Annotated in this window: 30 protein-coding genes, 1 tRNA gene and 1 other RNA gene; 4 read left to right on the top strand and 28 right to left on the bottom strand. The window is 75.8% G+C overall.

Annotated elements, in window-relative coordinates; all coding sequences use genetic code 11:
• Positions 1–56 precede the first annotated feature (56 nt).
• A complete protein-coding gene (locus tag ACYQBY_RS20050) occupies positions 57–365 on the bottom strand; it encodes a DUF3618 domain-containing protein (RefSeq protein ID WP_459645662.1) in 309 nt (102 codons plus the stop codon).
• 165 nt (positions 366–530) lie between these two features.
• Here ACYQBY_RS20050 and bcp point away from each other — a divergent pair, with 165 nt between their 5' ends.
• Both bcp and ACYQBY_RS20040 read left to right on the top strand, forming a co-directional pair.
• Entirely contained in the window at positions 531–1001 is a 471-nt protein-coding gene (gene bcp / locus ACYQBY_RS20045; protein ID WP_459645661.1) for a thioredoxin-dependent thiol peroxidase, read from the top strand.
• A gap of 42 nt (positions 1002–1043) precedes the next feature.
• A tRNA-Leu gene (locus ACYQBY_RS20040) sits at positions 1044–1125 on the top strand.
• 59 nt (positions 1126–1184) lie between these two features.
• On the opposite strand, the gene ACYQBY_RS20035 is transcribed toward ACYQBY_RS20040, so the two are convergent.
• From ACYQBY_RS20035 to clpS, 8 genes are all read right to left on the bottom strand, one after another.
• Positions 1185–1865, bottom strand: coding sequence for a fasciclin domain-containing protein (locus tag ACYQBY_RS20035; protein ID WP_459645660.1), 681 nt, complete (start codon positions 1863–1865; stop codon positions 1185–1187).
• A gap of 260 nt (positions 1866–2125) precedes the next feature.
• Positions 2126–3721, bottom strand: a complete 1596-nt coding sequence (locus ACYQBY_RS20030; RefSeq protein ID WP_459645687.1) for a molybdopterin-dependent oxidoreductase — start codon at positions 3719–3721, stop codon at positions 2126–2128.
• Positions 3722–3845: 124 nt separating this feature from the next.
• On the bottom strand, positions 3846–4484 hold the full coding sequence (locus ACYQBY_RS20025; RefSeq protein WP_459645659.1) for a non-canonical purine NTP pyrophosphatase: 639 nt from the start codon (positions 4482–4484) through the stop codon (positions 3846–3848).
• The gene (gene rph / locus ACYQBY_RS20020; RefSeq protein ID WP_459645658.1) at positions 4481–5236 is read right to left on the bottom strand and encodes a ribonuclease PH; all 756 of its coding nucleotides are present in this window, start codon (positions 5234–5236) and stop codon (positions 4481–4483) included. Before rph ends, ACYQBY_RS20025 begins: the two co-directional genes overlap by 4 nt.
• A 57-nt stretch (positions 5237–5293) precedes the next feature.
• Positions 5294–6061 (bottom strand): MBL fold metallo-hydrolase, encoded by a 768-nt coding sequence (locus ACYQBY_RS20015; protein ID WP_459645657.1) that lies wholly within the window; start codon positions 6059–6061, stop codon positions 5294–5296.
• 4 nt (positions 6062–6065) lie between these two features.
• The gene (gene murI, locus ACYQBY_RS20010) at positions 6066–6890 is read right to left on the bottom strand and encodes a glutamate racemase (protein WP_459645686.1); all 825 of its coding nucleotides are present in this window, start codon (positions 6888–6890) and stop codon (positions 6066–6068) included.
• A gap of 60 nt (positions 6891–6950) precedes the next feature.
• The gene (locus ACYQBY_RS20005; protein ID WP_459645656.1) at positions 6951–7562 is read right to left on the bottom strand and encodes a DUF2017 domain-containing protein; all 612 of its coding nucleotides are present in this window, start codon (positions 7560–7562) and stop codon (positions 6951–6953) included.
• A gap of 2 nt (positions 7563–7564) precedes the next feature.
• Positions 7565–7864, bottom strand: coding sequence for an ATP-dependent Clp protease adapter ClpS (gene clpS / locus ACYQBY_RS20000; protein WP_459645655.1), 300 nt, complete (start codon positions 7862–7864; stop codon positions 7565–7567).
• A 181-nt stretch (positions 7865–8045) separates the two neighbouring features.
• Between clpS and ACYQBY_RS19995 the strand changes: the two genes are divergently transcribed.
• Together ACYQBY_RS19995 and ACYQBY_RS19990 are read left to right on the top strand one after the other, a co-directional pair.
• Positions 8046–9314, top strand: a complete 1269-nt coding sequence (locus ACYQBY_RS19995) for a nicotinate phosphoribosyltransferase (protein WP_459645685.1) — start codon at positions 8046–8048, stop codon at positions 9312–9314.
• Positions 9311–9901 (top strand): isochorismatase family protein, encoded by a 591-nt coding sequence (locus tag ACYQBY_RS19990; protein WP_459645654.1) that lies wholly within the window; start codon positions 9311–9313, stop codon positions 9899–9901. Before ACYQBY_RS19995 ends, ACYQBY_RS19990 begins: the two co-directional genes overlap by 4 nt.
• Here the strand turns inward: ACYQBY_RS19990 and ACYQBY_RS19985 are convergent.
• From ACYQBY_RS19985 to ACYQBY_RS19895, 19 genes are all read right to left on the bottom strand, one after another.
• Complete coding sequence (locus ACYQBY_RS19985) at positions 9898–10650, bottom strand: RDD family protein (RefSeq protein WP_459645653.1); 753 nt, start codon at positions 10648–10650, stop codon at positions 9898–9900. The two genes, ACYQBY_RS19990 and ACYQBY_RS19985, sit on opposite strands and share 4 nt — an antisense overlap.
• Before the next feature lie 67 nt (positions 10651–10717).
• Positions 10718–11179: an SRPBCC family protein gene (locus tag ACYQBY_RS19980; RefSeq protein ID WP_459645652.1), complete on the bottom strand. Its 462-nt coding sequence runs from the start codon at positions 11177–11179 to the stop codon at positions 10718–10720.
• Between the two features lie 8 nt (positions 11180–11187).
• Complete coding sequence (locus ACYQBY_RS19975) at positions 11188–12969, bottom strand: DEAD/DEAH box helicase (protein WP_459645651.1); 1782 nt, start codon at positions 12967–12969, stop codon at positions 11188–11190.
• Between the two features lie 89 nt (positions 12970–13058).
• The gene (locus tag ACYQBY_RS19970) at positions 13059–13361 is read right to left on the bottom strand and encodes a DUF3039 domain-containing protein (protein WP_459645650.1); all 303 of its coding nucleotides are present in this window, start codon (positions 13359–13361) and stop codon (positions 13059–13061) included.
• Between the two features lie 68 nt (positions 13362–13429).
• Positions 13430–14002: a YqgE/AlgH family protein gene (locus ACYQBY_RS19965; protein WP_459645649.1), complete on the bottom strand. Its 573-nt coding sequence runs from the start codon at positions 14000–14002 to the stop codon at positions 13430–13432.
• A gap of 52 nt (positions 14003–14054) precedes the next feature.
• Positions 14055–15161: an NADH:flavin oxidoreductase/NADH oxidase gene (locus ACYQBY_RS19960; protein WP_459645648.1), complete on the bottom strand. Its 1107-nt coding sequence runs from the start codon at positions 15159–15161 to the stop codon at positions 14055–14057.
• 115 nt (positions 15162–15276) lie between these two features.
• Positions 15277–15641: a transfer-messenger RNA gene (ssrA, locus tag ACYQBY_RS19955) on the bottom strand.
• 71 nt (positions 15642–15712) lie between these two features.
• On the bottom strand, positions 15713–16186 hold the full coding sequence (gene smpB / locus ACYQBY_RS19950) for an SsrA-binding protein SmpB (RefSeq protein ID WP_459645647.1): 474 nt from the start codon (positions 16184–16186) through the stop codon (positions 15713–15715).
• Between the two features lie 163 nt (positions 16187–16349).
• Positions 16350–17264, bottom strand: coding sequence for a permease-like cell division protein FtsX (gene ftsX, locus ACYQBY_RS19945; RefSeq protein ID WP_459645646.1), 915 nt, complete (start codon positions 17262–17264; stop codon positions 16350–16352).
• Positions 17265–17304: 40 nt separating this feature from the next.
• Positions 17305–17994, bottom strand: a complete 690-nt coding sequence (ftsE, locus tag ACYQBY_RS19940; RefSeq protein ID WP_459645645.1) for a cell division ATP-binding protein FtsE — start codon at positions 17992–17994, stop codon at positions 17305–17307.
• A 136-nt stretch (positions 17995–18130) separates the two neighbouring features.
• A complete protein-coding gene (gene prfB / locus ACYQBY_RS19935; protein ID WP_459645644.1) occupies positions 18131–19255 on the bottom strand; it encodes a peptide chain release factor 2 in 1125 nt (374 codons plus the stop codon).
• Between the two features lie 125 nt (positions 19256–19380).
• Positions 19381–20211: an alpha/beta hydrolase gene (locus ACYQBY_RS19930; protein WP_459645643.1), complete on the bottom strand. Its 831-nt coding sequence runs from the start codon at positions 20209–20211 to the stop codon at positions 19381–19383.
• Positions 20212–20261: 50 nt separating this feature from the next.
• Entirely contained in the window at positions 20262–20738 is a 477-nt protein-coding gene (locus ACYQBY_RS19925) for a pilus assembly protein TadG-related protein (RefSeq protein WP_459645642.1), read from the bottom strand.
• A gap of 11 nt (positions 20739–20749) precedes the next feature.
• Positions 20750–21208, bottom strand: a complete 459-nt coding sequence (locus tag ACYQBY_RS19920) for a pilus assembly protein (RefSeq protein WP_459645641.1) — start codon at positions 21206–21208, stop codon at positions 20750–20752.
• Positions 21205–21597: a TadE/TadG family type IV pilus assembly protein gene (locus ACYQBY_RS19915; protein WP_459645640.1), complete on the bottom strand. Its 393-nt coding sequence runs from the start codon at positions 21595–21597 to the stop codon at positions 21205–21207. Before ACYQBY_RS19915 ends, ACYQBY_RS19920 begins: the two co-directional genes overlap by 4 nt.
• On the bottom strand, positions 21594–21914 hold the full coding sequence (locus ACYQBY_RS19910) for a hypothetical protein (protein ID WP_459645639.1): 321 nt from the start codon (positions 21912–21914) through the stop codon (positions 21594–21596). Before ACYQBY_RS19910 ends, ACYQBY_RS19915 begins: the two co-directional genes overlap by 4 nt.
• Before the next feature lie 74 nt (positions 21915–21988).
• On the bottom strand, positions 21989–22915 hold the full coding sequence (locus ACYQBY_RS19905) for a type II secretion system F family protein (RefSeq protein WP_459645638.1): 927 nt from the start codon (positions 22913–22915) through the stop codon (positions 21989–21991).
• On the bottom strand, positions 22912–23775 hold the full coding sequence (locus ACYQBY_RS19900; RefSeq protein WP_459645637.1) for a type II secretion system F family protein: 864 nt from the start codon (positions 23773–23775) through the stop codon (positions 22912–22914). The genes ACYQBY_RS19905 and ACYQBY_RS19900 overlap by 4 nt, the downstream gene beginning before the upstream one ends.
• Entirely contained in the window at positions 23772–25061 is a 1290-nt protein-coding gene (locus tag ACYQBY_RS19895) for a CpaF family protein (protein ID WP_459645636.1), read from the bottom strand. Before ACYQBY_RS19895 ends, ACYQBY_RS19900 begins: the two co-directional genes overlap by 4 nt.
• Positions 25062–25182: the final 121 nt, after the last annotated feature.

Genomic DNA, 25182 nt, shown 5'->3' with positions numbered 1-25182 from the left:
TGCTCACGACCGACGACCGTACATCGCCCCGGCCGGGACGTCCGCCGCCCGGCGGCTCAGCGGTGGCGGCGGCTGCGCCGGCGCAGCACCGCGAGGGCGAGGACGCCCACCAGCGCGACGGCGACGGCGCCCACGCGCTCGACGCGCAGCGCACCGTCGGAGTCGGTCGCGAAGGCCGAGACCTTGTGCTGCACGGACTGCACGGCGCGCTGCTTCAGCGCGGCGGGCTGCACCCGGCCGGCCAGCTCGTCGATCGTCGATGCCAGCCGCGCCCTGCGGACCTCGATCTCCGCCTCCAGGGCGCGGGGGTCGCTGGGCAACGGCGCCTTCAGGATCGTCACGTCGCCGTTCGCGCTGACCGCCACGGTGCCTCCCGGCTCCTCGTCCACTGCCCCCGGCGGACGTCCCGGGGGTCGGGGTGACCGTACCGGAGGGCCGGGGGGCGCACCCGCCCGCCACGCGCTCGCGGCCGGGCCCCGCCCGGCCCGGGCCCGGCCGGCCCCGTCCGGCGCCCCGGTTACCGTGCCGCCATGATGGAGCGACTCTCCCCCGGCGACCCGGCCCCCGGCTTCACCCTGCCCGACGCCTCCGGGACCCCGGTGTCCCTGGACGCCTACCGCGGGCGGCACGTCGTCGTGTACTTCTACCCGGCCGCCATGACACCGGGCTGCACGACGCAGGCCTGCGACTTCCGCGACGACCTCGGGTCCCTGCGGTCGGCCGGCTACGAGGTGCTGGGGATCTCCCCGGACCCGGTGGAGAAGCTGGCGCGCTTCACCGCCGAGCAGTCGCTGACGTTCCCCCTGCTGTCCGACCCGGAGCACGGCGTGCTGGCCGCCTGGGGTGCGTGGGGGGAGAAGACGAACTACGGCCGCACGGTGACGGGCGTGATCCGCTCCACCGTGGTCGTGGGACCCGACCAGCGGGTCGTGCTGGCGCAGTACAACGTGCGTGCCACGGGCCACGTGGCGAAGCTGCGCCGCGACCTCGGCCTGGGCTGAGGGCCACCGCGGGCGGCGCCCCGCGGGCTAGGCTGTGCCCGCGCGGGAGTGGTGTAACTGGCAGCCACGCAGGATTTAGGTTCCTGTGCCTCACGGCGTGAGGGTTCGAGTCCCTCCTCCCGCACCCCGCACGCGTGGACGCCCCGCGGCGCGTGCGCGCGGCGGGGCGTCCACGGTCCGGCGTCAGGCCGGGGGCATGAGCACCGTGTCGATCAGGTAGACGGTCGCGTTGGCGGTCTTGACGCCGCCGCAGATGACCGCGGAGTTCCCGTTGACGGTGAGCATCTCCGGGGTGCCGGCGACGTCGACGTCCTTGCCCTGGACCGTGACGTGCGTGCCGACGATCTTGTCGAGGCCGATCTGGCCGGGCACGACGTGGTACGTGAGGATCGTCTCGAGCAGCGCCTTGTCCGTCTTCAGCGTCTCGATGGTCGCCGGGTCGATCTTCTTGAAGGCGTCGTCGACGGGGGCGAACACCGTGAACTGGTCACCGTTCAGGGTCGGGACGAGGTTCACGTCCGGGTTGAGCTTGCCGGAGGCGGCGGCGACCAGGGTGGTCAGCAGCGGGTTGTTGGACGCCGCGGTGGCGACCGGGTCCATCGCCATGCCCTGGACGGACCCGGGACCGGAGGCGTTCGCCTCGGCGTAGCCGGCGCAGCCGGGGCCGGCCGGGCCCGCGGCCACGGCGGTCTCGGTGGGGGTCATCGAGGGCGAGCTGGACTCCGTGGTGGAGCTCGAGGAGGAGGAAGAGCTGCTCGACGAGGGCGAGGCCGCGGAGCCGGCCGAGTCGCCGCCGCCACCACAGGCGGAGAGGCCGAGGGTGGCGGTGGCGACGAGGGCCATCAGGGTGGCGGAGCGCTTCATGGGGTTTCTCCTCGGGAGTTTCGGTTGTTCGAGTTCTGGTCGCTCGGTGCCGAGCTACACCCGGTATTCGGGACGCCTCCCCGGGCGGATTGGCCGGACGGGGTGGATCGGGCATTTCTGCGTGTGACGCCCGACACACCCGATCGGAGCAGAACCGTTGCGGCACAGCGGGAAAAACACGACGCCCACCGGAACCGGTCCGGTGGGCGTCAGAAGGTGGAACTCGGGGACCCGGTGGACCCGGGAAGCCGTGGAGCGGGTCAGACGACCCTGCACACGAGGGAGTCGTACCCCGTCGACCCGTCGGGGATGGGGGTCGCGACCTCCTCGACCTGCACGGCACCCGTGGAGTCGGTGGCGCGGACCTCCAGCGTGTGGCTGCCCGGCGCGGCGCCCTCCCAGCGCCACACCCACTGGCACCAGGTGTCGTCCGAGACGGAGGGCAGCAGTTCCGCGCGCTGCCACTCGCCGCGGTCGACCCGGACCTCGACCGAGGCGATCCCCCGGTCCTGCGCCCACGCCACCCCGGCCACCGGGATCGTGCCGGCGGGGACCTTCGCGAACGAGCGGGGGGTGTCGATGCGGGAGGCGGTCTTGATGGGCCCGCGCGGCGACCAGCCCCGCTGCGTCCAGTACGCCTCGGCCCGGTCGAAACGGGTGACCTCGATCTCGGTGATCCACTTGCAGGCGGAGACGAACCCGTACAGCCCGGGAACCACCATGCGCACCGGGAAACCGTGCTCGCGGGTCAGCGGCTCACCGTTCATGCCGACCGCCAGCAGCGCGTCCCGGCCGTCGAGGACGTCGGCCAGGGTGGTGGAGGTGGTGAAACCGTCGACGCTGCGCGCCAGGAGCATGTCGGCCCCGGCCTCGGGGACCGCGCGCCGGATCACGTCCGCGAGCGGGATCCCCAGCCAGCGGGCGTTGCCGACGAGGCTGCCGCCCACCTCGTTCGACACGCAGGTCAGGGTGATCCAGCGCTCCACCAGCGGGGTGGCGAGGACGTCCTCCATCCGCAGCACCACCTCCCGGTCCACCATGCCGTGGATGCGCAGGCTCCAGTCCTCCGCGCGCACGTCGGGGACCTGCAGGAACGCCGTGTCGATGCGGTAGAAGTCCTCGGTGGGCGTGACGTACGGCGTGAGGCCCTCGATGCGCGGGTTCGCCGGGGCGGGCGGGGCGGCGTCGGCCGGCGCCGGCAGCACCAGGGCCGCGCGGGAGTTCTCCGCGCTGCGGGTGCCGGCGAGCACCTGACCCGACACGGTGGTGCCGGCCGCCGCGGCGGCGACACCGCCGAGCAGCACCGCGCGGCGCCCGGGCCCCGCCTCGTGCACCGGTCGCACCGCGCGGCGGGTGAGGACGACGAGCGCGCCGATCCCGACCGCCGTGCCGAGCAGGGTCGGCACCGGCGACAGGGCGGTCGCGTCGGGCCGGCTGAGCGCCGCCGCCGTGCCGAGCACGCCGAGCGCCCCCACCAGGGCCGCGCCCGCGGCCAGGTGCCGCCGGGCCAGGAGCCCGGCGACGGCCGCGAGCACCGCGATGGCGAGCACCATGCCCACGGCGAGGGCCAGCTTGTCGTTCAGCCCGAACGTGCGGATCGCGAAGTCCTTCAGCCACGCCGGGGTGCGGTCGATGAACGCCGCACCCACCACCGCCAGCGGCGCGGTGGAGGGGGCGAGCAGGGCCGCGACGAGCTGCCCCACCCCCAGGGTGAGGGCGGCGCTGACCAGGCCTGCCAGGGCGGCGAGGACCCGTCGCAGGCCCCTCCCGCCGGCTCGTGGCCCGTGCGCGCCGTCCCCGGCGCCCGTGGTGCTCCCCCCGGGACCGCCCGGCGGCTCGTGCAGTTCGGTGTTCACGGAGGTGGTTCGGAACCCGGGCACCCCCGGATGGTCCGCGGGGTGCACCGTGCGCCGGACGGGTGACGGACCGTGACGATCCGCCGGCCGGGGCGGGCCGGTGTCATGCCGGGGCGGGCCGGTGTCAGGCCAGGGCGCGGGCCACGACCGGGGCCAGCGCCCGGAAGGCCGCCCCGCGGTGGCTGATCGCGTTCTTCTCCTGTGGCGACAGCTCCGCGCACGTCCGGCCCCGCCCGCCCGGAGCGGACTCGGAGTCCGGCACCAGGACCGGGTCGTACCCGAAGCCGCCCTCCCCCCGCGGCGCGCCCAGCAGCGTCCCCGACAGGCGGCCCACCTCCACGACCTCCGCGCGCCCCGGCACGACCAGCGCGGCGGCGCAGGCGAAGTGCGCCCCCCGGTGCCCCGCCGGCACGTCCGCGAGCTGGTCCAGCAGCAGCCGCAGGTTGGCCGCGTCGTCCCCGTGCCGCCCGCACCAGCGGGCCGAGAAGATGCCCGGCGCACCGCCCATCACGTCGACGCACAGCCCGGAGTCGTCCGCCACGGCCGGCAGGCCCGTGGCGGAGGCGACCGCGCGCGCCTTCAGCAGCGCGTTCTCGGAGAAGGTGACGCCCGACTCCACGACCTCCCCCACGGCCCGCTGCGGGTCGCCGTCGAAGGCGTCCACGCCCAGCACCTCCACCCCCGGCAGGGAGGAGCCGAGGATCGCCCGCAGCTCCGCCACCTTGTGCGCGTTGCGCGTCGCCAGGACCAGGCGGGCGCTCACGCCGACGCCTCCGCCAGCGCCGCCTCCTGGATCCGCGTCAGCTGCGCGCAGCCGCCCGCCGCCAGGTCCAGCAGGGCGTCGAGCTCGGCCCGGTCGAAGGGCACGGCCTCCGCGGTGCCCTGCACCTCCACGAACCGCCCGTCGCCCGTCATGACGACGTTCATGTCCGTGTGCGCCGAGACGTCCTCCACGTAGCGCAGGTCCAGGATCGGCACCGCGCCCACGATGCCGACGCTCACCGCGCTCACCGAGCCGGTCAGCGGCTGCCTCGACGCCTTCACCAGCCCCTTGCCCCGCGCCCACGCCACCGCGTCGGCCAGCGCTACGTACGCACCGGTGACCGCGGCGGTGCGCGTGCCCCCGTCGGCCTGCAGCACGTCGCAGTCCAGCACGACGGTGTTCTCCCCCAGCGCCGCGGTGTCCACCACCGCCCGCAGGCTCCGGCCGATCAGCCGGGAGATCTCGTGGGTGCGCCCGCCGATGCGGCCCTTGACGGACTCCCGCTCCCCGCGGGTGTTCGTCGAGCGCGGCAGCATCGCGTACTCCGCCGTCACCCAGCCCCGGCCCGAGCCCTTGCGCCAGCGCGGGACGCCCTCGGTGAAGGACGCCGCGCACAGCACGCGGGTGCCGCCGAACTCCACGAGCACGCTGCCCTCGGCGTGCTCGAGCCAGTTGCGGGTGATGGTCACGGGGCGCAGCTCGTCGGGGGCGCGGCCGTCGACGCGCGCGCCGGGGGTGCTGGAGGTGCTCACGCGCCCAGCCTCCCACCGCGCCCGTCGGCCCCGCGCACCACCCGGCGGGGCGGCTCCTCAGACGTCGTACCCACCGCCGGGCACGACCAGCTCCACCGGGCCGGTGAACTCCTCCCGGGCCGCGGCCAGGGCGGCGGCCCCGTCACCCCAGGGCGGCACGTGCGTCAGGAGCAGCCGTCGTGCCCCCGCCGCGCGGGCCGCCTCCCCCGCGCGCCGGCCCGTCAGGTGCACGCCCCGCGCCTGCTCGTCCTCGCCGGAGCCCGCCTCGGCCAGCAGCAGGTCCGCACCCGCCGCCAGCCGGTGCAGGCCGTCGCAGGCGTCGGTGTCCCCCGAGTACGCCAGCACCCGGCCCGCCGCCTCCACCCGGAAGCCGTAGGCCTCCACGGGGTGCTCCACCGCCGCCGCCGTGACCCCGAACGGGCCGACGCTCAGCCGCAGGCCGTCGGACAGGTCCCCGAACACGTACGAGGCACCGAGGCCGCCGTGCCCCGGCGCCGGCCGGTACGCAGCGTCCAGCCGCTCCGCCGCCCCGGCCGGCGCGAACACCGGAAGCAGCGGCAGCGCACCGGCCGGCGGGCCGTGGCGCCGCCACACGTGCAGCGCGCACAGGTCCAGGCAGTGGTCCGGGTGCAGGTGGCTCAGCAGCACCGCGTCCAGGGAGGCCGGGTCGGCGTGGCGCTGCAGCACGCCCAGGGCGCCGCTGCCCAGGTCCAGCAGCAGGCGCCACGTGCGGCCGTCCACCCCGGGCGCCTCCAGCAGGTAGCAGGAGGCCGGCGAGCCCGGGCCGGGCACCGAGCCGGAGCAGCCCACCACCGTCAGGCGCACGGGCTCAGCGCGCCAGCGCCGCGGTGTCCTCGGCCATCGAGCGGTCCTCCACCAGCGAGACCCGCGGGCCGAGGAAGCGCTGCGCCAGCGCCTGGAACGGCGCCGCGTCCCCCGTGGAGAGGAAGCGGTGCCGCGGCGGCGGGGCGTCGTCGGAGCGCAGCAGCCCCCGCCGCGACAGCTCCCCGTACACGTCGTTGGCGGTCTCCTCGGCGCTGGAGACCAGCGTCACGCCGTCGCCCATCACGCTGCGCAGCACCGCCGACAGGAGCGGGTAGTGCGTGCAGCCCAGCACCAGGGTGTCCACGCCGGCCTCCTGCACGGGCGCGAGGTAGCCGCGCGCCGCGTCGAGCAGCTCCTCACCGCTGGTGATGCCCCGCTCGACGAACTCCACGAACCGCGGGCACGCCACGGAAGTCAGGCGCACGTCCAGCGCGGCGGCGAAGGCGTCGTCGTAGGCGCGGGAGGCGATGGTGGCCCGCGTGCCGATCACCCCGACCCGGCCGTTGCGGGTGGCGCGCACCGCCCGCCGCATCGCGGGCAGGATCACCTCCACCACCGGCACGTCGTAGCGCTCCCGCGCGTCCCGCAGCACCGCCGCGCTGGCCGAGTTGCAGGCGATGACGAGCATCTTCACGCCCGAGCCGACGAGGCGGTCCAGGACGTCCAGGGCGTGGCGGCGGACCTCCGCGATCGGCTTGGGCCCGTACGGGCTGTGCGCCGTGTCCCCGATGTAGAGGACCTCCTCGTGCGGGAGCTGGTCCAGGACCGCCCGGGCGACCGTCAGGCCGCCGACGCCGGAGTCGAAGATGCCGATGGGGTCGTCCGTCACAGCGCTGGATGCCACCGCTGGATGCTAGGCGACCACCGCGGCCCCGCCGCGCAGCCCGGCTCAGGGCATGGACCGGATGAGGGTCTCCTGCAGGTAGGTGGCGAAGTCGTACACCGCGAACGCGTACCGGCGGGGGTCGTCGTCCTCCAGCTCCGCCAGCACCTCCTCCACGTCGTCCTCCACGCCCAGGCGCGTGCCCAGCGCGAGGCGGATGTCGTTGAGCGCGGCCAGCCACGCCCGGGCGCCCTCGGCGTCCAGCTGCACCCGCCCGCCCTGCCCCTGCACCGGCTCCAGCGACGCCAGCATCCGCCGGCCGGCCTCCGCCTTGCGCTCGCGCAGGCCGCGCTCGGTGAAGCGCCGGAACTCCGCCGACGCGTGCGGGTCCTCCCCGCTGTAGGCGTCCGGCAGCAGGCGGCGCAGCACGTCGTCCTCCGGGGGCGCCTCCGGCCCCTCGAGCACGCCGGAGCCGTCACCGAGGTCGTCGCCCAGACCCGCGCCGAGGTCCTGCAGGCCCAGCTGCACCTGCAGCGGGTCCAGCGCCGAGGCCGGGTTCCGGGGCGGCACGTCGAGCAGCTCGACGACCTCCCGCACGAGGGTGCCGAGGACGTCGACCTCGACCGGGTCCAGGTCGATGGAGACCAGGCCCCCCCGGCTGCGGCGGAAGCGGGCCATCCTCACTCGTCCTTCTGCAGCGTGGCCCACAACCCGTAGCCGTGCATGGCCTCCACGTCGCGCTCCATCTCCTCGCGCGAGCCGGAGGACACCACCGCCCTGCCCTTGTGGTGCACGTCGAGCATGAGCGCCTCCGCCTTCTGCTGGGAGTAGCCGAAGTGCGTCCGGAGCACGTACGTCACGTACGACATGAGGTTGATCGGGTCGTTCCACACCAGGGTCACCCACGGGCGCTGGACGTCGGTCAGCTCGTCGCTGTCCGGGCGCTCGAGCTCCACGGGAGCGGTGAGGACGGTGGGCACGGCCCCATCGTAGGCGCGCGCCGGAGCGCGATCCGGCGGCGGCCGGGACGCGGGACCTAGGCTGGCGGCCGTGACGGTCCTCCCCCCCTCCGAGCCCCCGCCCGCACCGGGGCTGCTCGCCTGCGGGCCCACCCGCCCCGCGCACAGCACCGCCCTGTTCACCGACCACTACGAGCTGACGATGCTCCAGGCGGCGCTGCGCGACGGCACCGGCGGGCGGGCCTGCACGTTCGAGGTGTTCGCCCGCCGCCTGCCCGAGGGCCGCCGCTACGGCGTCGTGGCCGGCACCGGCCGCCTGCTCGACGCCCTCGAGGCGTTCCGCTTCGACGAGGAGGTGCTGGGCTGCCTGCGGGAGCGCGGCGTGGTGGACGCCGCGACCCTGGAGTGGCTCGCGGGATACCGCTTCACGGGCGACGTCGACGGCTACCCCGAGGGGGAGGTGTACTTCCCGCACTCGCCGCTGCTGACCGTCACCGGCACCTTCGCCGAGGCCGTCGTCCTGGAGACGCTCGTGCTCTCCGTCCTCAACCACGACTGCGCGGTGGCCGCCGCGGCGGCGCGCATGGTGACCGCCGCCGGGGGCCGGCCCCTCATCGAGATGGGCTCGCGGCGCACCCACGAGGACGCGGCGCTGGCCTGCTCGCGGGCCGCGTGGCTGGCCGGGTTCACCTCCACCTCCAACCTGGAGGCGGGCCGCCGCTGGGGCATCCCCACCGCGGGCACCGCCGCGCACGCCTTCACCCTGCTGCACGACTCCGAGCGCGACGCCTTCGCCTCCCAGGTCGCGGCCCTGGGCGCGGGCACCACCCTGCTCGTCGACACCTACGACATCACCCGGGGCATCGCCACGGCCGTCGAGGTGGCCGGGCCGGGGCTGGGTGCCGTGCGCATCGACTCCGGGGACCTCGGGGTGCTCGCCGTGCAGGCCCGGCGGCAGCTGGACTCCCTCGGGGCCACCGGCACCCGCATCGTCGTCTCCGGCGACCTCGACGAGTTCGCCCTCGCGGCGCTGGCCGCCGTCCCCGTCGACGGCTACGGGCTCGGCACCGCCCTCGTCGTGGGCTCCGGCGCCCCCACGGCCGGGCTCGTCTACAAGCTGGTCGAGGTGGAGGGCCGCCCCGTGGCGAAGCGCTCGACGTCGAAGACCACCCAGGGCGGGCGCAAGCACGCGGTGCGGCGGCACCGGCCCACCGGGACGGCCACCGAGGAGGTCCTGGCGGTGGGCCGCGCGCCCGACCCCGAGCCCGGTGACGTCGCGCTGCAGGTGCCGCTGGTGCGCGGCGGGCGGCGGGTGGCGGGCCTGCCCGACCTGGCCGGCTCCCGCGAGCACCTGCGCCGGGCGCTGGTCACCCTGCCGTGGGACGGCCTGGCGCTGTCGAAGGGGGAGCCCGCCGTCCCCACCACCGTGCTGCCGCCGGCAGCTCCCCAGCAGGAGAGGACCCCGTCGTGAGCAGGCGCGCCCTGGTCGTCGTGGACGTGCAGAACGACTTCTGCGAGGGCGGCTCGCTGGCCGTCGCCGGGGGCGCGGAGGTCGCGGCCTCCGTCAGCCAGCTCCTGGCGCGCGGCGAGCTGCACTACGACCACGTCGTGGCCACGCAGGACTTCCACATCGACCCGGGCGGGCACTTCTCCGACACCCCCGACTTCGTGGACACCTGGCCGGTGCACTGCCGCGCGGGCAGCTACGGCGCGCTGCTGCACCCGGCGCTGGACACCCGGCGCGTGGAGGCGGTGTTCCGCAAGGGGCAGTACGCCGCGGCGTACTCCGGCTTCGAGGGCACCACGACGCGCCTGGACCCCGAGGGCGGGGAGCTCGCGACGGGGCTGGCGGACTGGCTGCGGGAGCGGGAGGTGGAGCAGGTCCACGTCGTGGGCATCGCCACCGACCACTGCGTGCGCGCCACGGCCCTGGACGCGGCGCGGGAGGGTTTCGCGACGACGGTGCTGCTCGGGCTCACCGCGGGGGTCTCGCCCGCCACGACGGAGGCGGCGGTGGCGCAGCTGCGCGCGGCGGGCGTGCGGCTCGTGGAGGACTAGGCCGGGGGTGCCGGCCGGCGCCCCCGCACGACGACGGTCCCGGGCCACTTGTCGTGCAGGGCCTGCCGGCGCCTGTCCCACAGCGGCCACAGGTAGTCCACCACCCGGTACAGCAGCCCGAACGTCGGCATGTTGCCCATCAGGTCCGACATCATCCAGCGCTGGATCGCCTCCCGCCACGTGGGCAGGCCGGGGCGGTCCCAGGCGCGCACCCGGATGCCGAGGGCCAGCTTGCCCAGCGTCGCGCCGAAGTAGCGCAGCATCAGGACGACGTAGGCACCCGAGACCACCAGCATGATCGGCAGCAGGCCCAGCGCGATCTCCTGGTACGCGGGGTCGGTCACCAGCCGGAAGCTGGAGGGGGCGGGCCGGCCCGCCTGCGCCGCCGCGAGCGACTCGCGCATGTACTGCTCGGTGAGCGTCCACAGCCGCTGCACGTACCCGTACCCGGCCAGACCGCTGAGCACGGTCAGGACGAGCGCGTCGAGGAGGCGGGCCAGCAGCCGGCGCCACAGCGCCGCGAGCACCTGCCCGTCCGGGGTCGCGCTCGCCCGGCCCACCGGCTCCAGGCGCCCGGCCGGCACCTTCCCGCCGGTCGGCGGGGCGTAGGGGTCGTGCGCCGCCCCGGCCCGCACGCCCACCGCCTGCGGCCGGTCCTCGTGGGTGTGCTCCGTCCACGCCGCCCCGTCCCACCAGCGCAGCCGCCCGGACGCGGAGGGATCGGGGTACCAGCCTGCCGGGGTGCTCATGGCTGTGCAGGATGCCACGCGCCGGCACGTGGCCCGGCGACCGGCCCACCGGCCGCGGGCGCGCGGCTCACGGGCGCCGCTCCGCGCGCCGGACGATCTCCTCGTTGCGGGCGGCGAGCAGCGCCAGCAGGGTGCGGCGCACGTACGCGGCGTCCGCGAGGAAGCCCAGGGGGCCCAGCGGGCTGCGCCAGGACACCCGGTCCGTCATGATCGTGCCGCCCGGGCCCTCCACCTCGAAGCGGTGCTCGTGGCGGTACCGGGCGAAGAGGCCTGCGCGCATCTCGTCGACGAACAGCCCCGGGCGCTCCAGCACCACGATCTCGGAGGTGTGGGAGACGGGCAGCAGCCCGAGGAGCCGCCCCTCCCAGCGCACGCGCTCCCCCAGGCCGATCCGCCCGCTCGTGCGCCCGGCCACCGCCCGGATCCCCAGCCGCCGTCCCGCGGCGACCTCCACGTCGAGGTCCAGGGCGAGGTCGAACACGGCCTCCACGTCCGCGCGCACGAACGTGCGCACCACCAGCAGGGGCACGGCGGCCCTCACACCAGGGTCAGCAGGTGGTCGCGGCGGCGGCGCAGCAGCTCCACGGGCGCCGAGGCGGACGGCGGGCCCGGCACCGCGCCGCGGAGCTTGGCGTAGACGGAGGCGTGCGGCATCTGCCGGCGGGCCGCGACCTGCCCGACGAGGCCGTGGATCTCCTTGCGCAGCAGCGCGGCGGTGTGCCAGGTGGCGTCCTCCTCCACCGGCTGCTGCTCCGCCTCGGCGGCCCCGGCGAGGTCGAGGGCGGGCTGCTCCGCGCGGCTGGTGCGCCGGCGGATCTCCTCGTCGCGCTGGGAGAGCAGCGCGGCGGTCTGCTCCGGCGACAGCAGCCCCGGCAGCCCCAGGTAGTCCTCCGCCGACTCGTCCAGCTCGACGACGGAGGAGCCGACCGCGGTGACGGCCCGGCCGCCGTGCAGGACGTGCGCGAACTCCGCCTGCGCGTCCAGCGCCTCGAACTCCCCCGGCCCGCCCTCGCGGCGCTCCACCGGCAGGGCGTCCAGCTCCCCGGGGTCGGGCAGCGCCTCACCGGACCTCGGCGGGGCGATGACGTGGTTGCGGTCGCTCTCCAGCTCCGCGGCCAGGGCGAGCAGGGGGCGCACGGCGGGCAGGAACACCGTCGCGGACTCCCCGCGGGCGCGGGCGCGCACGACGCGGCCGACGGCCTGGGCGAAGAACAGCGGCGTGCGGTACGACGTCATCCACGCCAGGCACGCGGCGCGGGGGACGTCCACGCCCTCGGAGACCATGCGCACGCAGACGGCGAAGCGCTGGTCGCCCGCCGCGAACTCCTTGATCTTCGCGGAGGCCTTGGGGTCGTCGGACAGGATCAGCACGGGCTTCTCCCCCGTGACCCGCTGCACGATCTTCGCGTAGGCCCGCGCGTCGTCCTGGTCGGAGGCCAGCACGAGCCCGCCCGCGTCGTGCATGCCGTACTCGCGCAGGTGGGTGAGGCGCTCGTCCATCGCGGCGATGACGTGCGGCACCCAGTCCCCGCGCGGGTCCAGCGCCGTGCGCCAGGCCAGGGCCTCCACGGACTTCGTCGACGGCTCCGTCAGGGATGCGGCGATGACCTCCCCGGCGCTGTTGCGCCAGCGGGAGGTGCCCGTGTACGCGGCGAACACGACGGGGCGCACGACACCGTCGGCGAGGGCCTCGCGGTAGCCGTAGGTGTAGTCCGCGCGGGAGCACAGGGCCCCCTCGGACTCCGGGGAGTCGTCCTCGACGTAGGAGACGAACGGGATGCGCTCGTCGGCCTTGGTGCGGAACGGCGTCCCGGTCAGCGACAGGCGCCGGCGGGTGTCGGCGAACGCCTCGCGCACCGCCTCACCCCACGACAGCCCGTCCCCGGCGTGGTGGATCTCGTCGAGGACCACCAGCGAGCGCTTGGCGGTGGAGCGGGCCCGGTGCAGCATCGGGTGCCCCGCGACCTGGGCGTACGTGGTGACGTAGCCCTGCACGTCGGGGCGGACCGGGCCGACGGCGTTGCTCATCGTCGGGTCCAGCTGGATGCCGGCGCGGTGCGCGGCGTCGGCCCACTGGGTGCGCAGGTGGTCGGTGGGGGCGACCACGACGACCCGGTCGACGCGACGCTGCTCCAGCAGGCGCCGCGCCAGGGTCAGCGCGAACGTCGTCTTGCCCGCCCCCGGCGTGGCCGTGACGAGGAAGTCCGAGCCGTCCCCGCGCGCGGGGTCGAAGTAGGCCTCCAGGGCGGCGCGCTGCCACGCCCGCAGCGGGCGCGCGTCACCCGGGGCAGGGCGGGGTTCGGGAAGGGCGGTGCTCACGGTCCGGCCACCGTAGCCGAAGCCGAAGGCGGACGCCGGGAGCCACGACGGCGCAGGCGGACGCCGGGAGCCACGACGGCGCAGGCGCCCTACTCCCCGCCGTCCTCCGGCGGGCGCAGCCCCTGGTAGATCTCCTTGCACGTCGGGCACACCGGGAAGCGGTTCGGGTCCCGGCCGGGCACCCACACCTTCCCGCACAGCGCGATCACTGGCTCGCCGGTCAGGGCGGACTCCAGGATCTTCTCCTTGCGCACGTAGTGCGCGAAGCGCTCGTGGTCGCCCGGCTCGACGCGCTCGTCGGGCAGGGTCTCGCGGTCCAGCACCGAGGTGGTCGACGGCGCGGCGGACGGCGACGACAGCGGCGACGGCTCGTCGGGTAAGGGCGTGCTCATGGCGCCCGATCGTACGCGCCGGCGCGGTGCCGGACGTCGTGGCGGTGCGCCGGGGCGGGGAGCGCGGGTCAGTTGAGGGAGGGGTCCTCGGGGAAGCTCGCGACGAGGGCGAGGTCCCCACCCTGGCGCCGCAGGACGTCCGACCACAGCCTGCCGGGCTCGTCCGTGAAGGGGTCGCGGGACTCGGCGGGCAGGACGAACCACGAGCCCTCGGCGATCTCCTCCTCGAGCTGGGAGGCGGACCAGCCGGCGTACCCGGCGAAGATGCGCAGGCCGGCCAGCTCCGCGGCCACGACCTCCGGCGGCGCGTCGAGGTCCACGAGCCCGACCGAGCCGAGCCCCACGGACCCGAAGACCTTGCGCACCCCCAGCGGCTCCGGGCGGTCCCCCGGCACGGCCACCAGCCCCAGCGCGGAGTCCAGCGCGACGGGGCCGCCCTGGTAGAGCTTCCCCGGGGCCGTCGTGAACGGCTGCCAGCCGGGCAGCACCGCGGCGACGTCGACGTTGAGCGGACGGTTGACCACCACGCCGAGCGCCCCGTCCTCGTCGTGGTTGAGCACGAGGACGACGGCCCGGTGGAAGTTCGGGTCCTTCAGCGCAGGCGTCGCCAGCAGGAGCTTGCCGGTCAGGCCGCTGGTCATGGAGCCATGATGCCCCGCGGTCGGCCCCCCAGCACCTCTGGATCCGGGCCCGTCAGGCGCGCGGTCGCTGGGCCGTGCGCGCGCCGGGTGCGGCGCGCAGGTACTGCGCCGGCCAGGGCAGCTGCTCGCCCAGCGCGGCGGCGGCGCGCTGCGGCCAGCGGGGGTCGGCCAGCAGGCTCCGGCCCAGCAGCACCGCGTCGGCCTGCCCGGTGAGCAGCAGGTGCTCCGCCTGCGCCGGCTCGACGATCATGCCCACGGCGCCGACGGGGAGGCCGGCCTCGGAGCGCAGGCGCGCCGCCATCGGCACCTGGTAGCCGGGGCCGGTGGGGATGCGCGCGGCGGGCACGTTGCCGCCGGTGGAGCAGTCCACGAGGTCCACGCCGTGCCCGGCCAGGAGGCGCGCCAGCCGCACGCTGTCGTCCACGTCCCAGCCGCCGTCGGTCCACTCGGTGGTGGACAGCCGCACGAACACCGGCTTGTCCTGCGGCCAGGAGGCCCGGACCGCGTCGACGACCTCGAGCAGCAGGCGGGTGCGCCCGGCGAAGTCCCCGCCCCAGGCGTCGGTGCGGCGGTTGGACAGCGGGGAGAGGAACTGGTGCAGCAGGTAGCCGTGGGCGGCGTGCACCTCGACGACGTCGAAGCCGGCGGCGTCGGCGCGGCGGGCGGCGGCGGCGAAGGCGTCCACGACGGCGGCGATGCCGGCGGCGTCGAGCTCGCGGGGGGTGGCGTGGTCGCCGAAGGGCACGGCGCTGGGGGCGACGGTCTCCCAGCCGCCCTCCCCGGCCGGCACGCTGCCCTGCACCGGCGACCAGGGCCGGTGGGTGCTCGCCTTGCGCCCGGCGTGGGCGAGCTGCACCCCGGCCGCGGCGCCCTGGGCGTGCAGGAGGCGCACGATGCGCGCCCACGCCTGCGCCTGCTCGTCGTTCCAGATGCCCGCGTCCTCGGGGCTGATGCGCCCCTCGGGGAGGACGGCGGCGGCCTCGGTCAGGACGAGGGACGCGCCCCCCACCGCGAAGGAGGCCAGGTGCGCCAGGTGCCAGTCGTGCGGCACCCCCGGTGCGGCGACGGGGTCGCAGGAGTACTGGCACATCGGGGAGACCCAGACGCGGGAGGAGAAGGTGGTGCCGCGCAGCGTCAGGGGGCTGAAGAGGTGGCTCACGCGGAGATGCTACGACGGTCAACTGATGCACGCGCATCGACAACCGCGGGCGGAGGACCGGTGCCCGGACACGACGGAGGGCCCGGCCACCAGTGGTGGCCGGGCCCTCGTCGGGGTGTGGAGATGGCGGGAATCGAACCCGCGTCCGTCGGCGTGGATACAGGGCTTCTCCGGGTGCAGCCTGCTACTGGTCTACTCGGCCCCCACGATCACACAGGCGAGTCGTGGCCAGGCCCAGTCACGCGAGATGTCCCGCCCACCTACGCGACCTCGGTGGGAGGTGAGCCTCCTAGTCGACGCCAGGACCCGGGGCGGAGGCGAACCCGGGCTGACGGACTCACACTCGCTCAGGCGGCGAGGGCGAAGTCGGTGCGCTTGGAATCGGCACCTATTGGTTTGCACGGAGCGTTGACGAGATAACCGTGCGTCCTCGACCCGCTTCCCCTGCTTCGACGACCGACGTCGAAACCTGTCATCCCCTGTGGTGTTGTCAACCCGCGCCCATGGGTGCGGGGGATCGAGCATACGTCACAACGCGCCCGGCCCGCTCGTCATTCCCGGTGCCGGCGCAGGGACATCGCCCGCTGGGCCTCGCGGTTGTCCTGCCGCTCCCGCAGCGCGTGGCGCTTGTCGTAGAGCTTCTTGCCCCGGGCCAGCGCCAGCTCGACCTTCACCCTGCCGTCGGAGAAGTACAGCGACAGCGGCACCACCGTCAGGCCCGACTCGCGCAGCTTGCCCGCCCAGCGCTCGATCTCCTCCTTGTGCAGCAGGAGCTTGCGCTTGCGGCGCGGCGTGTGGTTCGTCCAGGTGCCCTGGACGTACTCGGGGATGTGCACGCCCTCCAGCCACATCTCCCCGCCCTGCAGGCTGGCGAAGCCGTCGACCAGGGACGCGCGGCCCATGCGCAGCGCCTTCACCTCGGTGCCCATGAGGGCGAGGCCCGCCTCGTAGACGTCCTCGATGTGGTAGTCGTGCCGCGCCTTGCGGTTGCTGGCGATCACCTTGCGGCCGGTCTCGCGCGGCACGGCGCACCCCTCCCGGGTCGGAGCACGGCCGCGGTGGGCGGGCCGGCGTGTTCTCGAAAGCGTGTCCCCGGGCCTGTGCCCGAGCGTGTCACTGTACGAGGCAGCGCACGCCGCGTCCCGCCGATTCCCGCGCGGCCCCCCGGGCGCACCCGGGAGGCGGACCTCAGATGCGCAGCCAGCGGTGCAGGCTGACCAGCGAGGCCAGCACCGCCACCGCCATCCCGAGGCCGAACAGGTACGGCAGCGTCTCCAGGACCTCGGCGGTCCCCACCAGCCGCGTCTGCGGCTGGCCGTCGCTGCCCAGCTGCCCCAGGCCCTGCTCCGCGATCGCCCACAGCGCCCCCGAGGCCAGCGCGGCCCCCAGGGCGGTGGCGACCACCCCCTCCAGCACGAACGGGAGCTGGATGAAGAGGCGCGAGGCGCCCACCAGCCTCATGATCCCGATCTCGCGGCGGCGGCTGAACGCCGTCAGCCGGATCGTCGTGGACACCAGCAGCACCGCGCACAGCAGCATCAGCCCCGCCAGGACCAGCGCCACGTAGGTCGCCGCGTCCAGCGCCCGGAACAGCGGGGCGAAGACGGCGTGCAGGTCCTGCACGGAGTCCACGCCCGCGGTGCCCCGGAAGTGCTCCGCGATGACCTGGTACTTCGTGGGGTCGGTCAGCTTCACGCGGAAGGACTCCGGCAGCTGGTCCGGCTCCACGTTGCGGATGAACTCGGAGTCCTCGAACTGCTCCAGCAGCCGGTCGTAGGCGTCCTGCGAGGACTCGTACCAGACCCGGTCGACGTGGGGGGCGAGCGCGCCGGACTCCAGGTCCGCGAGGACCGCCTCCCGCTGCTGCAGGGTCACCCTGCCGTCGGCGCAGGTGGGGGCGGTGCTGACCTCACCGCACAGGAAGACCGACACCTGCACCTTGTCGTACCAGAAGCCCTTGAGGATCTGGACCTGCTTCTGCACGAGCAGGCCGGCACCGAAGAAGAACAACGACACCATGGTCACCAGGACCACCGAGATCGCCATGGTGAGGTTCCGCCGGAACCCGATGCCCATCTCGCTCAGCACGAAGCCGAGGCGCACGCGCTTCTCCCCTCCTGGTGTGAACGACCCGTCCGCGTGCTCAGCGCGAGGACCCGTAGACGCCCCGGTCCTCGTCGCGCACCACGCGGCCGTCGTCCAGCTCGACGACGCGCTTGCGCATCTGGTCGACGATGTCCACGTCGTGGGACGCCATCACGATGGTGGTGCCCGTGCGGTTGATGCGGTCCAGCAGCTTCATGATCCCGATGCTGGTGGCCGGGTCCAGGTTGCCCGTGGGCTCGTCCGCCAGCAGCAGCGCCGGCCGGTTCACGAACGCCCGGGCGATCGCCACGCGCTGCTGCTCACCGCCGGACAGCTCGTTCGGGCGGCGCCGGCCCTTGCCCTCCAGGCCCACGAGCTGCAGCACCTCCGGCACCGTCTGGGCGATGGTGTGCCGCGGCTTGCCCAGCACCTGCAGCGCGAAGGCCACGTTCTCGTAGACGGTCTTGTCGTTGAGCAGCCGGAAGTCCTGGAACACCACCCCGATCTGGCGGCGCAGCGCCGGCACCTTCCAGCTGCGCAGGCGCCCCACGTCGCGGCCGGCGACCTGCACCGTGCCCGAGGACGGCTTCTCCTCCTTGAGCACCAGGCGCAGGAAGGTCGACTTCCCGGAGCCGGACGGTCCGACGAGGAAGACGAACTCCCCCTTGGCGACCTCCAGGGTCACCTCGGCCAGCGCGGGCCGCTGGCCCTCGCCGTACTGCTTGGTGACGTGCTCGAAAGTGATCACTGAGGTCGGGTCCGGCCGGTCTCGGGTGCGGGACGTCGGTGCTGCGGAACTCCCGGCCGTGCGTCGAGCATACGTTCCGTGCCCGCAGGACAGCCGACCGTGGCAGCGCCGTCCCGGCCGGGCAGGAGCCGCCCGCTCACGCGCCGGCGCGCTCACCGGCGCGCTCACCGGAGCGGCGCCAGCGGATCCCCGACTCCAGGAAGGCGTCGATCTCCCCGTCGAAGACGCCCGAGGTGTTGCCGACCTCGTGGCTGGTCCGCAGGTCCTTGACCATCTGGTACGGGTGCAGGACGTAGGAGCGCATCTGGTTGCCCCAGCTGCCGGAGTCGTCGCCCTTGAGGGCGTCCAGCTCCGCCTGCCGGTCCTGGCGGGCCCTCTCCAGCAGCTTCGCCTGCAGCACGCGCATCGCCGCCGCCTTGTTCTGCAGCTGCGACTTCTCGTTCTGGCAGGTCACCACGATGCCGGTGGGGACGTGGGTCAGGCGCACCGCGGAGTCGGTGGTGTTGACCGACTGCCCACCCGGCCCCGAGGAGCGGTACACGTCGACGCGGACCTCGTTCTCCGGGACGTCGATGTGGTCGGTCTCGGCCACCACCGGCAGGACCTCCACGCCCGCGAAGGACGTCTGGCGCCGGCCCTGGTTGTCGAACGGGGAGATGCGCACCAGGCGGTGGGTGCCCTGCTCCACCGACAGGGTGCCGTACGCGTACGGGGCGGCGATCTTGAAGGTGGCGGACTTGATGCCCGCCTCCTCCGCGTAGGAGGTGTCGTACACCTCGACCTTGTGGCCGTGCCGCTCCGCCCAGCGCAGGTACATGCGCATCAGCATCTCGGCGAAGTCCGCCGCGTCCACCCCGCCGGCCTCGGAGCGGATCGTCACCAGCGCCTCGCGCTGGTCGTACTCCCCGGAGAGCAGGGTGCGCACCTCCAGCTCCCCGAGCTGCTTGCGCACCGCCACGAGCTCGCGCTCGGCCTCCTCGCGGGAGTCGGCGTCGTCCTCGGACTCCGCCAGCTCGACGAGCACCTCCAGGTCGTCGATGCGCGAGCCCATCCGCTCGATGCGGTCCAGCTCCGCCTGCAGACCGGACAGCCGGCTCGTGACCCCCTGGGCGCGCTCGACGTCGTCCCACAGGTCCGGGGCGGCGGCCTGGTCGCTGAGGTCGGCGATCTCCGTGCGCAGCCGGTCCAGGTCGGAGACCTCGCGGATGGAGGCGTACGTCTGGCGCAGGGCGTGGATCTCGGCGGGGAAGTCTGTTGCCACGATCGTCGAGCCTACGCGAGCGGCGGGGCGTGGTCTGCGGCCGCGGACGTCAGGCGTGGTCTGCGGCCGCGGACGTGGGACGGGGTCTGCGGTCGCGCTCCGCGGGGCACCGTCCACCCGCCCGCTCAGCCCCTGGGCGTCCGCAGCCACTCCAGCGCCTCGCGTGCGACGTCCAGCGGCACGACGTGCGGGCCGTCGAACTCCCGGTACGTCACGTCGTAGCCGGCCTCCCGCAGCCGCGGCACGATCCGCCGGCTCGTCTCCTCCACCGGCAGGACGTCGTCGTCGTCGCCGTGGGCCACGAACACCGCCGGGCGCCCCGAGGCCGGTGCGGGCGGCACGAAACCCGGGGAGAACGCCACCACCCGCCGCAGCAGCGCACCGTTGGCCAGCCCGAGCCCCAGGGCGTACGAGCCGCCGTCGGAGAAGCCCGCCACCGCCACCCGGTCCGCGTCGACCGGCACCGTCGCGAACACCCGCTCCAGCGCACGGTCCAGCAGTGCCACGTCGGGGCCGTACCCGCCGGTGACGGCGTCCCACGTCGGGCCGCGGGAGGCGGGCGCCAGCAGCAGCAGGCCGAACTCCTCGGCCAGCGGGCGCAGCGGCGCCAGGCCACCCGCGGCGTCCCCGCCGGAGCCGTGCAGGGCGATGACGAGCGGCAGGGGTCCCGCGGGCAGGCCGGGCGGCACGAGCAGGACGGCGTCCCGTCGGGGAGCCACGCCCAGCGGCCGCTCCCCCGGCTGCGGCGCCGCACCGGCGGGCGGGGTGCCGGGCGGGCGGGCTCGCAGCGCCGCCGGGTGCGGCGTGGCCTGCGGAGCGGTCCCCGGAGCGGCCCCCGGAGCGGCCCCCGGAGCGGTCTGCGGTGCGGGGCGCGGTCCGGTCGGGTCCTCCTGCCCGGCGCAACCGGGCACGAGGGCGGCGGCCGCGGCGGTGAGGACGTGGCGTCGGGTCGGCACGCTCCCGGGGTACCCACCGGCGCCCCGCGGTACCCACCGGCGCCGCCCGCCTACCGCAGCCGCACCACCGCCCGGCTGCTCACCTCCACGTCCACCCCGCCCAGGCGCACCGGCCCGGCGTGCGACCACGGCGGCTCCAGCCGCGCCAGGAGCACCACCTCCGCCGTGCGGCCGTCCGGCGTGCCCGTTCCCGCGCCCACCGCGAGGCCCACCACCTCCGAGCGCGCCCCCGAGCGCTCCAGGTACGCCGCCACGGCAGCCCGCACGGAGGCGTCGCTCAGCGGCAGCGCCGCTCCCGTGCCGTCCGAGGAGCGGTCCGGGGAGTAGTAGGCGGCCCGGTCCACCGCGTCCGCGGCGTCCGCGGCGGCGGCGTCCGCCACGGCCAGCAGGCGCTTGCGCTGCAGGTGCACCGCCGAGGCCGCCGTGGCCGTCAGCACCAGGCACGCCGCGACGAGGGCGTACGCCAGCGACAGGAGCAGGATCCGGCCCTCGTCGCGCTGCCCGTCCCCCACCGCGCACCCCCTCACCGCTCGTCCTCTCACCGCTCGTCCCCGTCAGGTGCCGCGAACCGGTCCACCGCCGCCACCCGCACCACCTCCACCGGCACCCGGGCCGGGACCCTCGCGCCCAGCCACGCCGGCACCAGCGGCAGGTCCACGTCCAGCCGCACCCGGGCGGCCACCAGCGCACCCGGCGCCCCGCACGGCTCGGCCGCGCACTCCAGGCGCAGCACCCGCGCACCGTCCACGTCGAAGCCCTGGTCGCGCGCGGCCAGGGCCACGGCGGCCGCGGCCCGCGCCTCGGCCGCCCCGCCGTCCACCGTCGCCGCCACGATCCGCGCCGCCTCCCGCGCACCGCCCTCCGCCGCGAACGTCGCGGCCTGCACCCGTCCCAGGCACAGCACCAGGTACAGGAGCGGCACGAGCAGCAGGACCCCCACGGCGAGGAACTCCACCGGCGCGCTGCCCTCCTCCTCGCCCGGAACGGACCGCCTCACGGCAGCGCGTCCTCGCGCACCGCGTGCCCCCGGACGTCCAGCGAGCGCCCCGCGTCCACGAGCCCGAGGACCGGCAGCGGGGCGCGCACCCGCACCTGCACGGTCTGCACCCCGCCCACCTCCACGACACGGGCGCTGACGTCCTGCGCGTACCGCGGTGCCAGGGACAGCCGCAGCAGCCGCCGCGCCCGCTCCGCACCGGCCGCCGCCGAACCACCGGCCAGCGCGCCGAACCGGGCCCCCTCCGACGCGCAGTCCACGGCCGTCGCCCGCACGTGCTGGACGAGCGCGACCTGCACCACGAGGAGGAACAGCAGGGTCAGCAGCGCCGCGACGGCCGCGAACTCCGCCACCGCCGAGCCGTCCTCACCCGCCCCGCGGCCGTTCACGACCCTGCGAGGACCCGGTCCATGGACTCCGTGAACATCGCCTCCAGCCGCGGACCGGCCACGGCCCACAGCCCCACCACCAGACCGGCGGTCATGAGCGTGACGAGCACCCAGCCCGGCACGTCGCCCCGGTCGCCGCCGCGCGCGGCCCGCTCCCGCGACCCCGCGCAGCAGAACGCCACCAGGGCGAGCGCGGTGACCGACAGCCACGCCACCGGCCGCGCGCCGATCCCGCCGCCCCGGCGTCGTGCGGACCTCCCCGCCCCCGCCACGACGACCCCTGCCACCGAGTCCTCCGCCATCGCAGTCGTGTGCACCGAAGTCCCTCCCACCGAGCGCTCCTCCCCGCGGCCGGACCACCCGGCACGCACCCTCCACCCCGCACCGCCGCTCACGGGCCCACCCGCAGCACGGCCATCCCGGGGAACACCGCGAACACCACCGTCACCGGCAGGACCAGCAGCACGACCGGGACGAGCATCAGGACCTCCCGGCGCCCGCCCGCCTCCACCAGCTCCCGCTGCCCCGCCTCGCGCACGTCCCGCGCCTGCGCCCGCAGCACGTCCGCCAGCGGCGTCCCCCGCTCCACCGACACCACCACCCCGTCGACGAAGCGCCCCACCACCGGCAGCTCGCTGCGCCCCGCGAACGCCTCCAGCGCCACGCCGAGCGAGGAACCGGCGCGCACCTCCCCCAGCACCCGGCCCAGCTCCTGCGCCACGACGCCCGAGGACGTGCGGGCCACCCGCTCCAGCGCCGCCGCCGGGCCCTCGCCCGCCGCCACCGCCAGCGCGAGCAGCTCCGCCGCCGCCGGGAACTCCGCCAGCAGCCGCTGCCGCCGCCTGCGCACCCGCCAGCCCAGCAGCCAGTCCCGGCCCAGCACCCCGCCCGCCGCCGCCAGCACCAGCAGCAGCGCCATCGGCACCGGGGCCCACCCGCGCTGCACGCCCACCAGGACGCACCCCGCGCCGCCCGCCAGCGCGCCCGCCACCCCCCACAGCACCTGCTCGGCGCGGAACTGCGCCGTCGTCGTGCCGCGGCTCAGGGCGTCGAGGGCGCGCGCCACGGACGCCGAGCCCCCCAGCGCCCGCTCCACCGCCGCGGCCGCGTCCGCCAGCACCGGCGCCAGCAGCCGCCCCAGGGCACGCAGCGCCGCCGGGGAGCCGGCCGGGACGTGAGCGCCCCGCACGGCCGGCACGTAGGGGGCGATCCGCTCCTGCAGCCCCGGGCGGCGGCGCCACGGGCAGCGCTCCAGCACCAGCCACAGGCCCACCCCGGCGGCCAGGCCCAGCCCGGCCCCGAGCAGCGCCCCGCTCACCGCAGCACCCGCCGCTCCTGCGGCAGCCTGCCCAGCAGCAGCATCAGCCGGTACGCCACCAGCGACGCCGCCGCCCCACCCCCCAGCACCGCCGCGCCCGCCGCCGAGTCGTACGCCCGCAGCGCCTCCGGCCGCGTGGCCAGCAGCGCCAGCACCACCCACGGGGCCGCCACCGCCAGCCGCGCCCCGTTCACCGTCCAGCTCTGCCGCGCCAGGAGCTCACCGCGGACCCGCGCGTCGTCGCGCAGGAACGCCGCCAGCGTCCGCAGCAGCCGGCCCAGGTCACCGCCGCCCACCTGCCGCGTCAGCCGCAGCGCCTCCAGCAGCCGGTCCGCCACCGGGTCCGCCAGCTCCTCCTTGAGGACGTCCAGCTCCGCCTCGAAGCTCCCCGAGGCCCGGTAGCGCACCCCGAACCGGGTGAACGCCGGGCGCAGCTCCCGCGGCCCCCGCTCCCCCAGCGCCGCCACGGCCTCCGGCAGGGACATCCCCGCCCGCACCGCCGACGCCAGGTTGTCGACCACGTCGGGCCACAGCTGCCGCACCTGCACCCGCCGCGAGCGCGCACGCCAGCGCACGGCCGCCAGGGGTGCCCAGCCCGCCATCGCCCCGAAGCACACCGCGACCGCCCACACCCCGCCGGCCACCGCGGACACCAGCAGGCCCGCGGTGCCGCACACGGCGCACGCCCCGAGCAGCGCCGCCGGCGCCACCGGGTGCAGGTCCGCCTCCGCCAGCAGCTCCCGCAGCCGGCCGCGCCGCTCCCGCGGGCGGCGCTCCGCCCGCACCGGCGCGGGCCAGCAGGACCACCACACGCAGAACAGCCCCGCGCCGAGCAGCGCCCCGACCAGGACGCCGCTCACCCCGCGCCCCACGCGCCGGAGGGCACGTCCGGCCCCGCACCCGCTCCCGGCCACACCTGCGGCCCGGGCTCCGCGAGCAGCGCGCGCAGGTCGAGGCCCGCCGCCGCGAACCGCTCCGCGTGCGGCGGCCACCCCGGGCCGCGCACGAGCTCCCCGCCCGCCGCACCGCGCCCGCGCACGTAGATCTCGCTCGTCTCCACCACGTCGCCCTCGACGCGGCCGGTCACGGCGAGCACCTCGCGCACCCGGCGGCGCCCGTCCCGGGCCAGCTCCGCGTGCACGACGAGGTCGATCGCCGAGGCCACGGTCGGCACCACGAACCGGCTGGAGACGTTCTCCCCCGCCAGCAGCGGCAGGGTGCACATCTTCGCCACGGCCTCCCGCGCGCCGTTGGCGTGGACGGTGCACATGCCCGGCACGCCGGAGTTCAGCGCGATCAGCAGGTCCAGGCTCTCCGCCTGGCGCACCTCGCCGACGAGGATGCGGTCCGGGCGCATGCGCAGCGCCTCCTTCACGAGCCGGCGCAGCGGGACCTCCCCCACGCCCTCGAGGTTGGGCTGCCGGCACTGCAGCGCCACCACGTCGCGCAGGGGCACCTGCAGCTCGAACACCTCCTCGCAGGTGATCACCCGCTGCTGCGCGGGCACCGCCGCGGCGAGACAGTTCAGCAGCGTCGTCTTGCCCGCCTGGGTCTGCCCGGACACCAGGACGTTGAGCCCCGCGGCGACGGCCGCGGCGAGGAACCGGGCGACGGGGGCGGGCATCGCGCCGAGGGCCACGAGGTCGTCCAGGCGCCGCGCGCGGGCGACGAAGCGGCGGATGTTCACCGCCCAGTGCTCCCGCGTGATGTCGGGGATGACGACGTGCAGGCGGGAGCCGTCCGGCAGGGAGGCGTCCACGAACGGGGAGCTGACGTCGAGACGCCGGCCGGAGGTCGCCAGCATCCGCTCCACCAGGTCGGCGACCTGCTCGCCGCGCAGGATCGTGGTCGTCAGCTCGGGCACGCCGCCGCGGGCGACGAACACCTTGCCCGGCTCGTTGATCCAGATCTCCTCCACCAGGGGGTCGTCGAAGTACTGCTGCAGCGGGCCCCAGCCGGAGACCGCGTCGACGAGGCGCTTCACCGCCCCGGCGGGGTCCTGCAGCCGGGGCAGGGACCCGTCGAGGGAGCGCCGGTCGTAGTTCCGCACGGCGGCGCGCACGAGGTCCTGGACGGGCACGTCGGGGTCGGTGCCGCGGCGCAGGGTCTCGCGCACCTCGTCCTCGACGATGCGCAGGGCGTCCACCCACCCACCTCCGTCCCCGTGCCGCGTCCGGGGCCCGCCGGCCCGCTCCGGTGGGAACGGTAGGCGGGGTGCGGGTCGCGGCACCCGGGTGATGTGGACAACGCCGTGGCGCGCGCGGCCT

Source organism: Kineococcus anabasis (genome assembly GCF_054590795.1).
The sequence above is the reverse complement of the archived record's forward strand: the minus strand, read 5'-3'. Positions and strand labels throughout refer to the sequence as shown.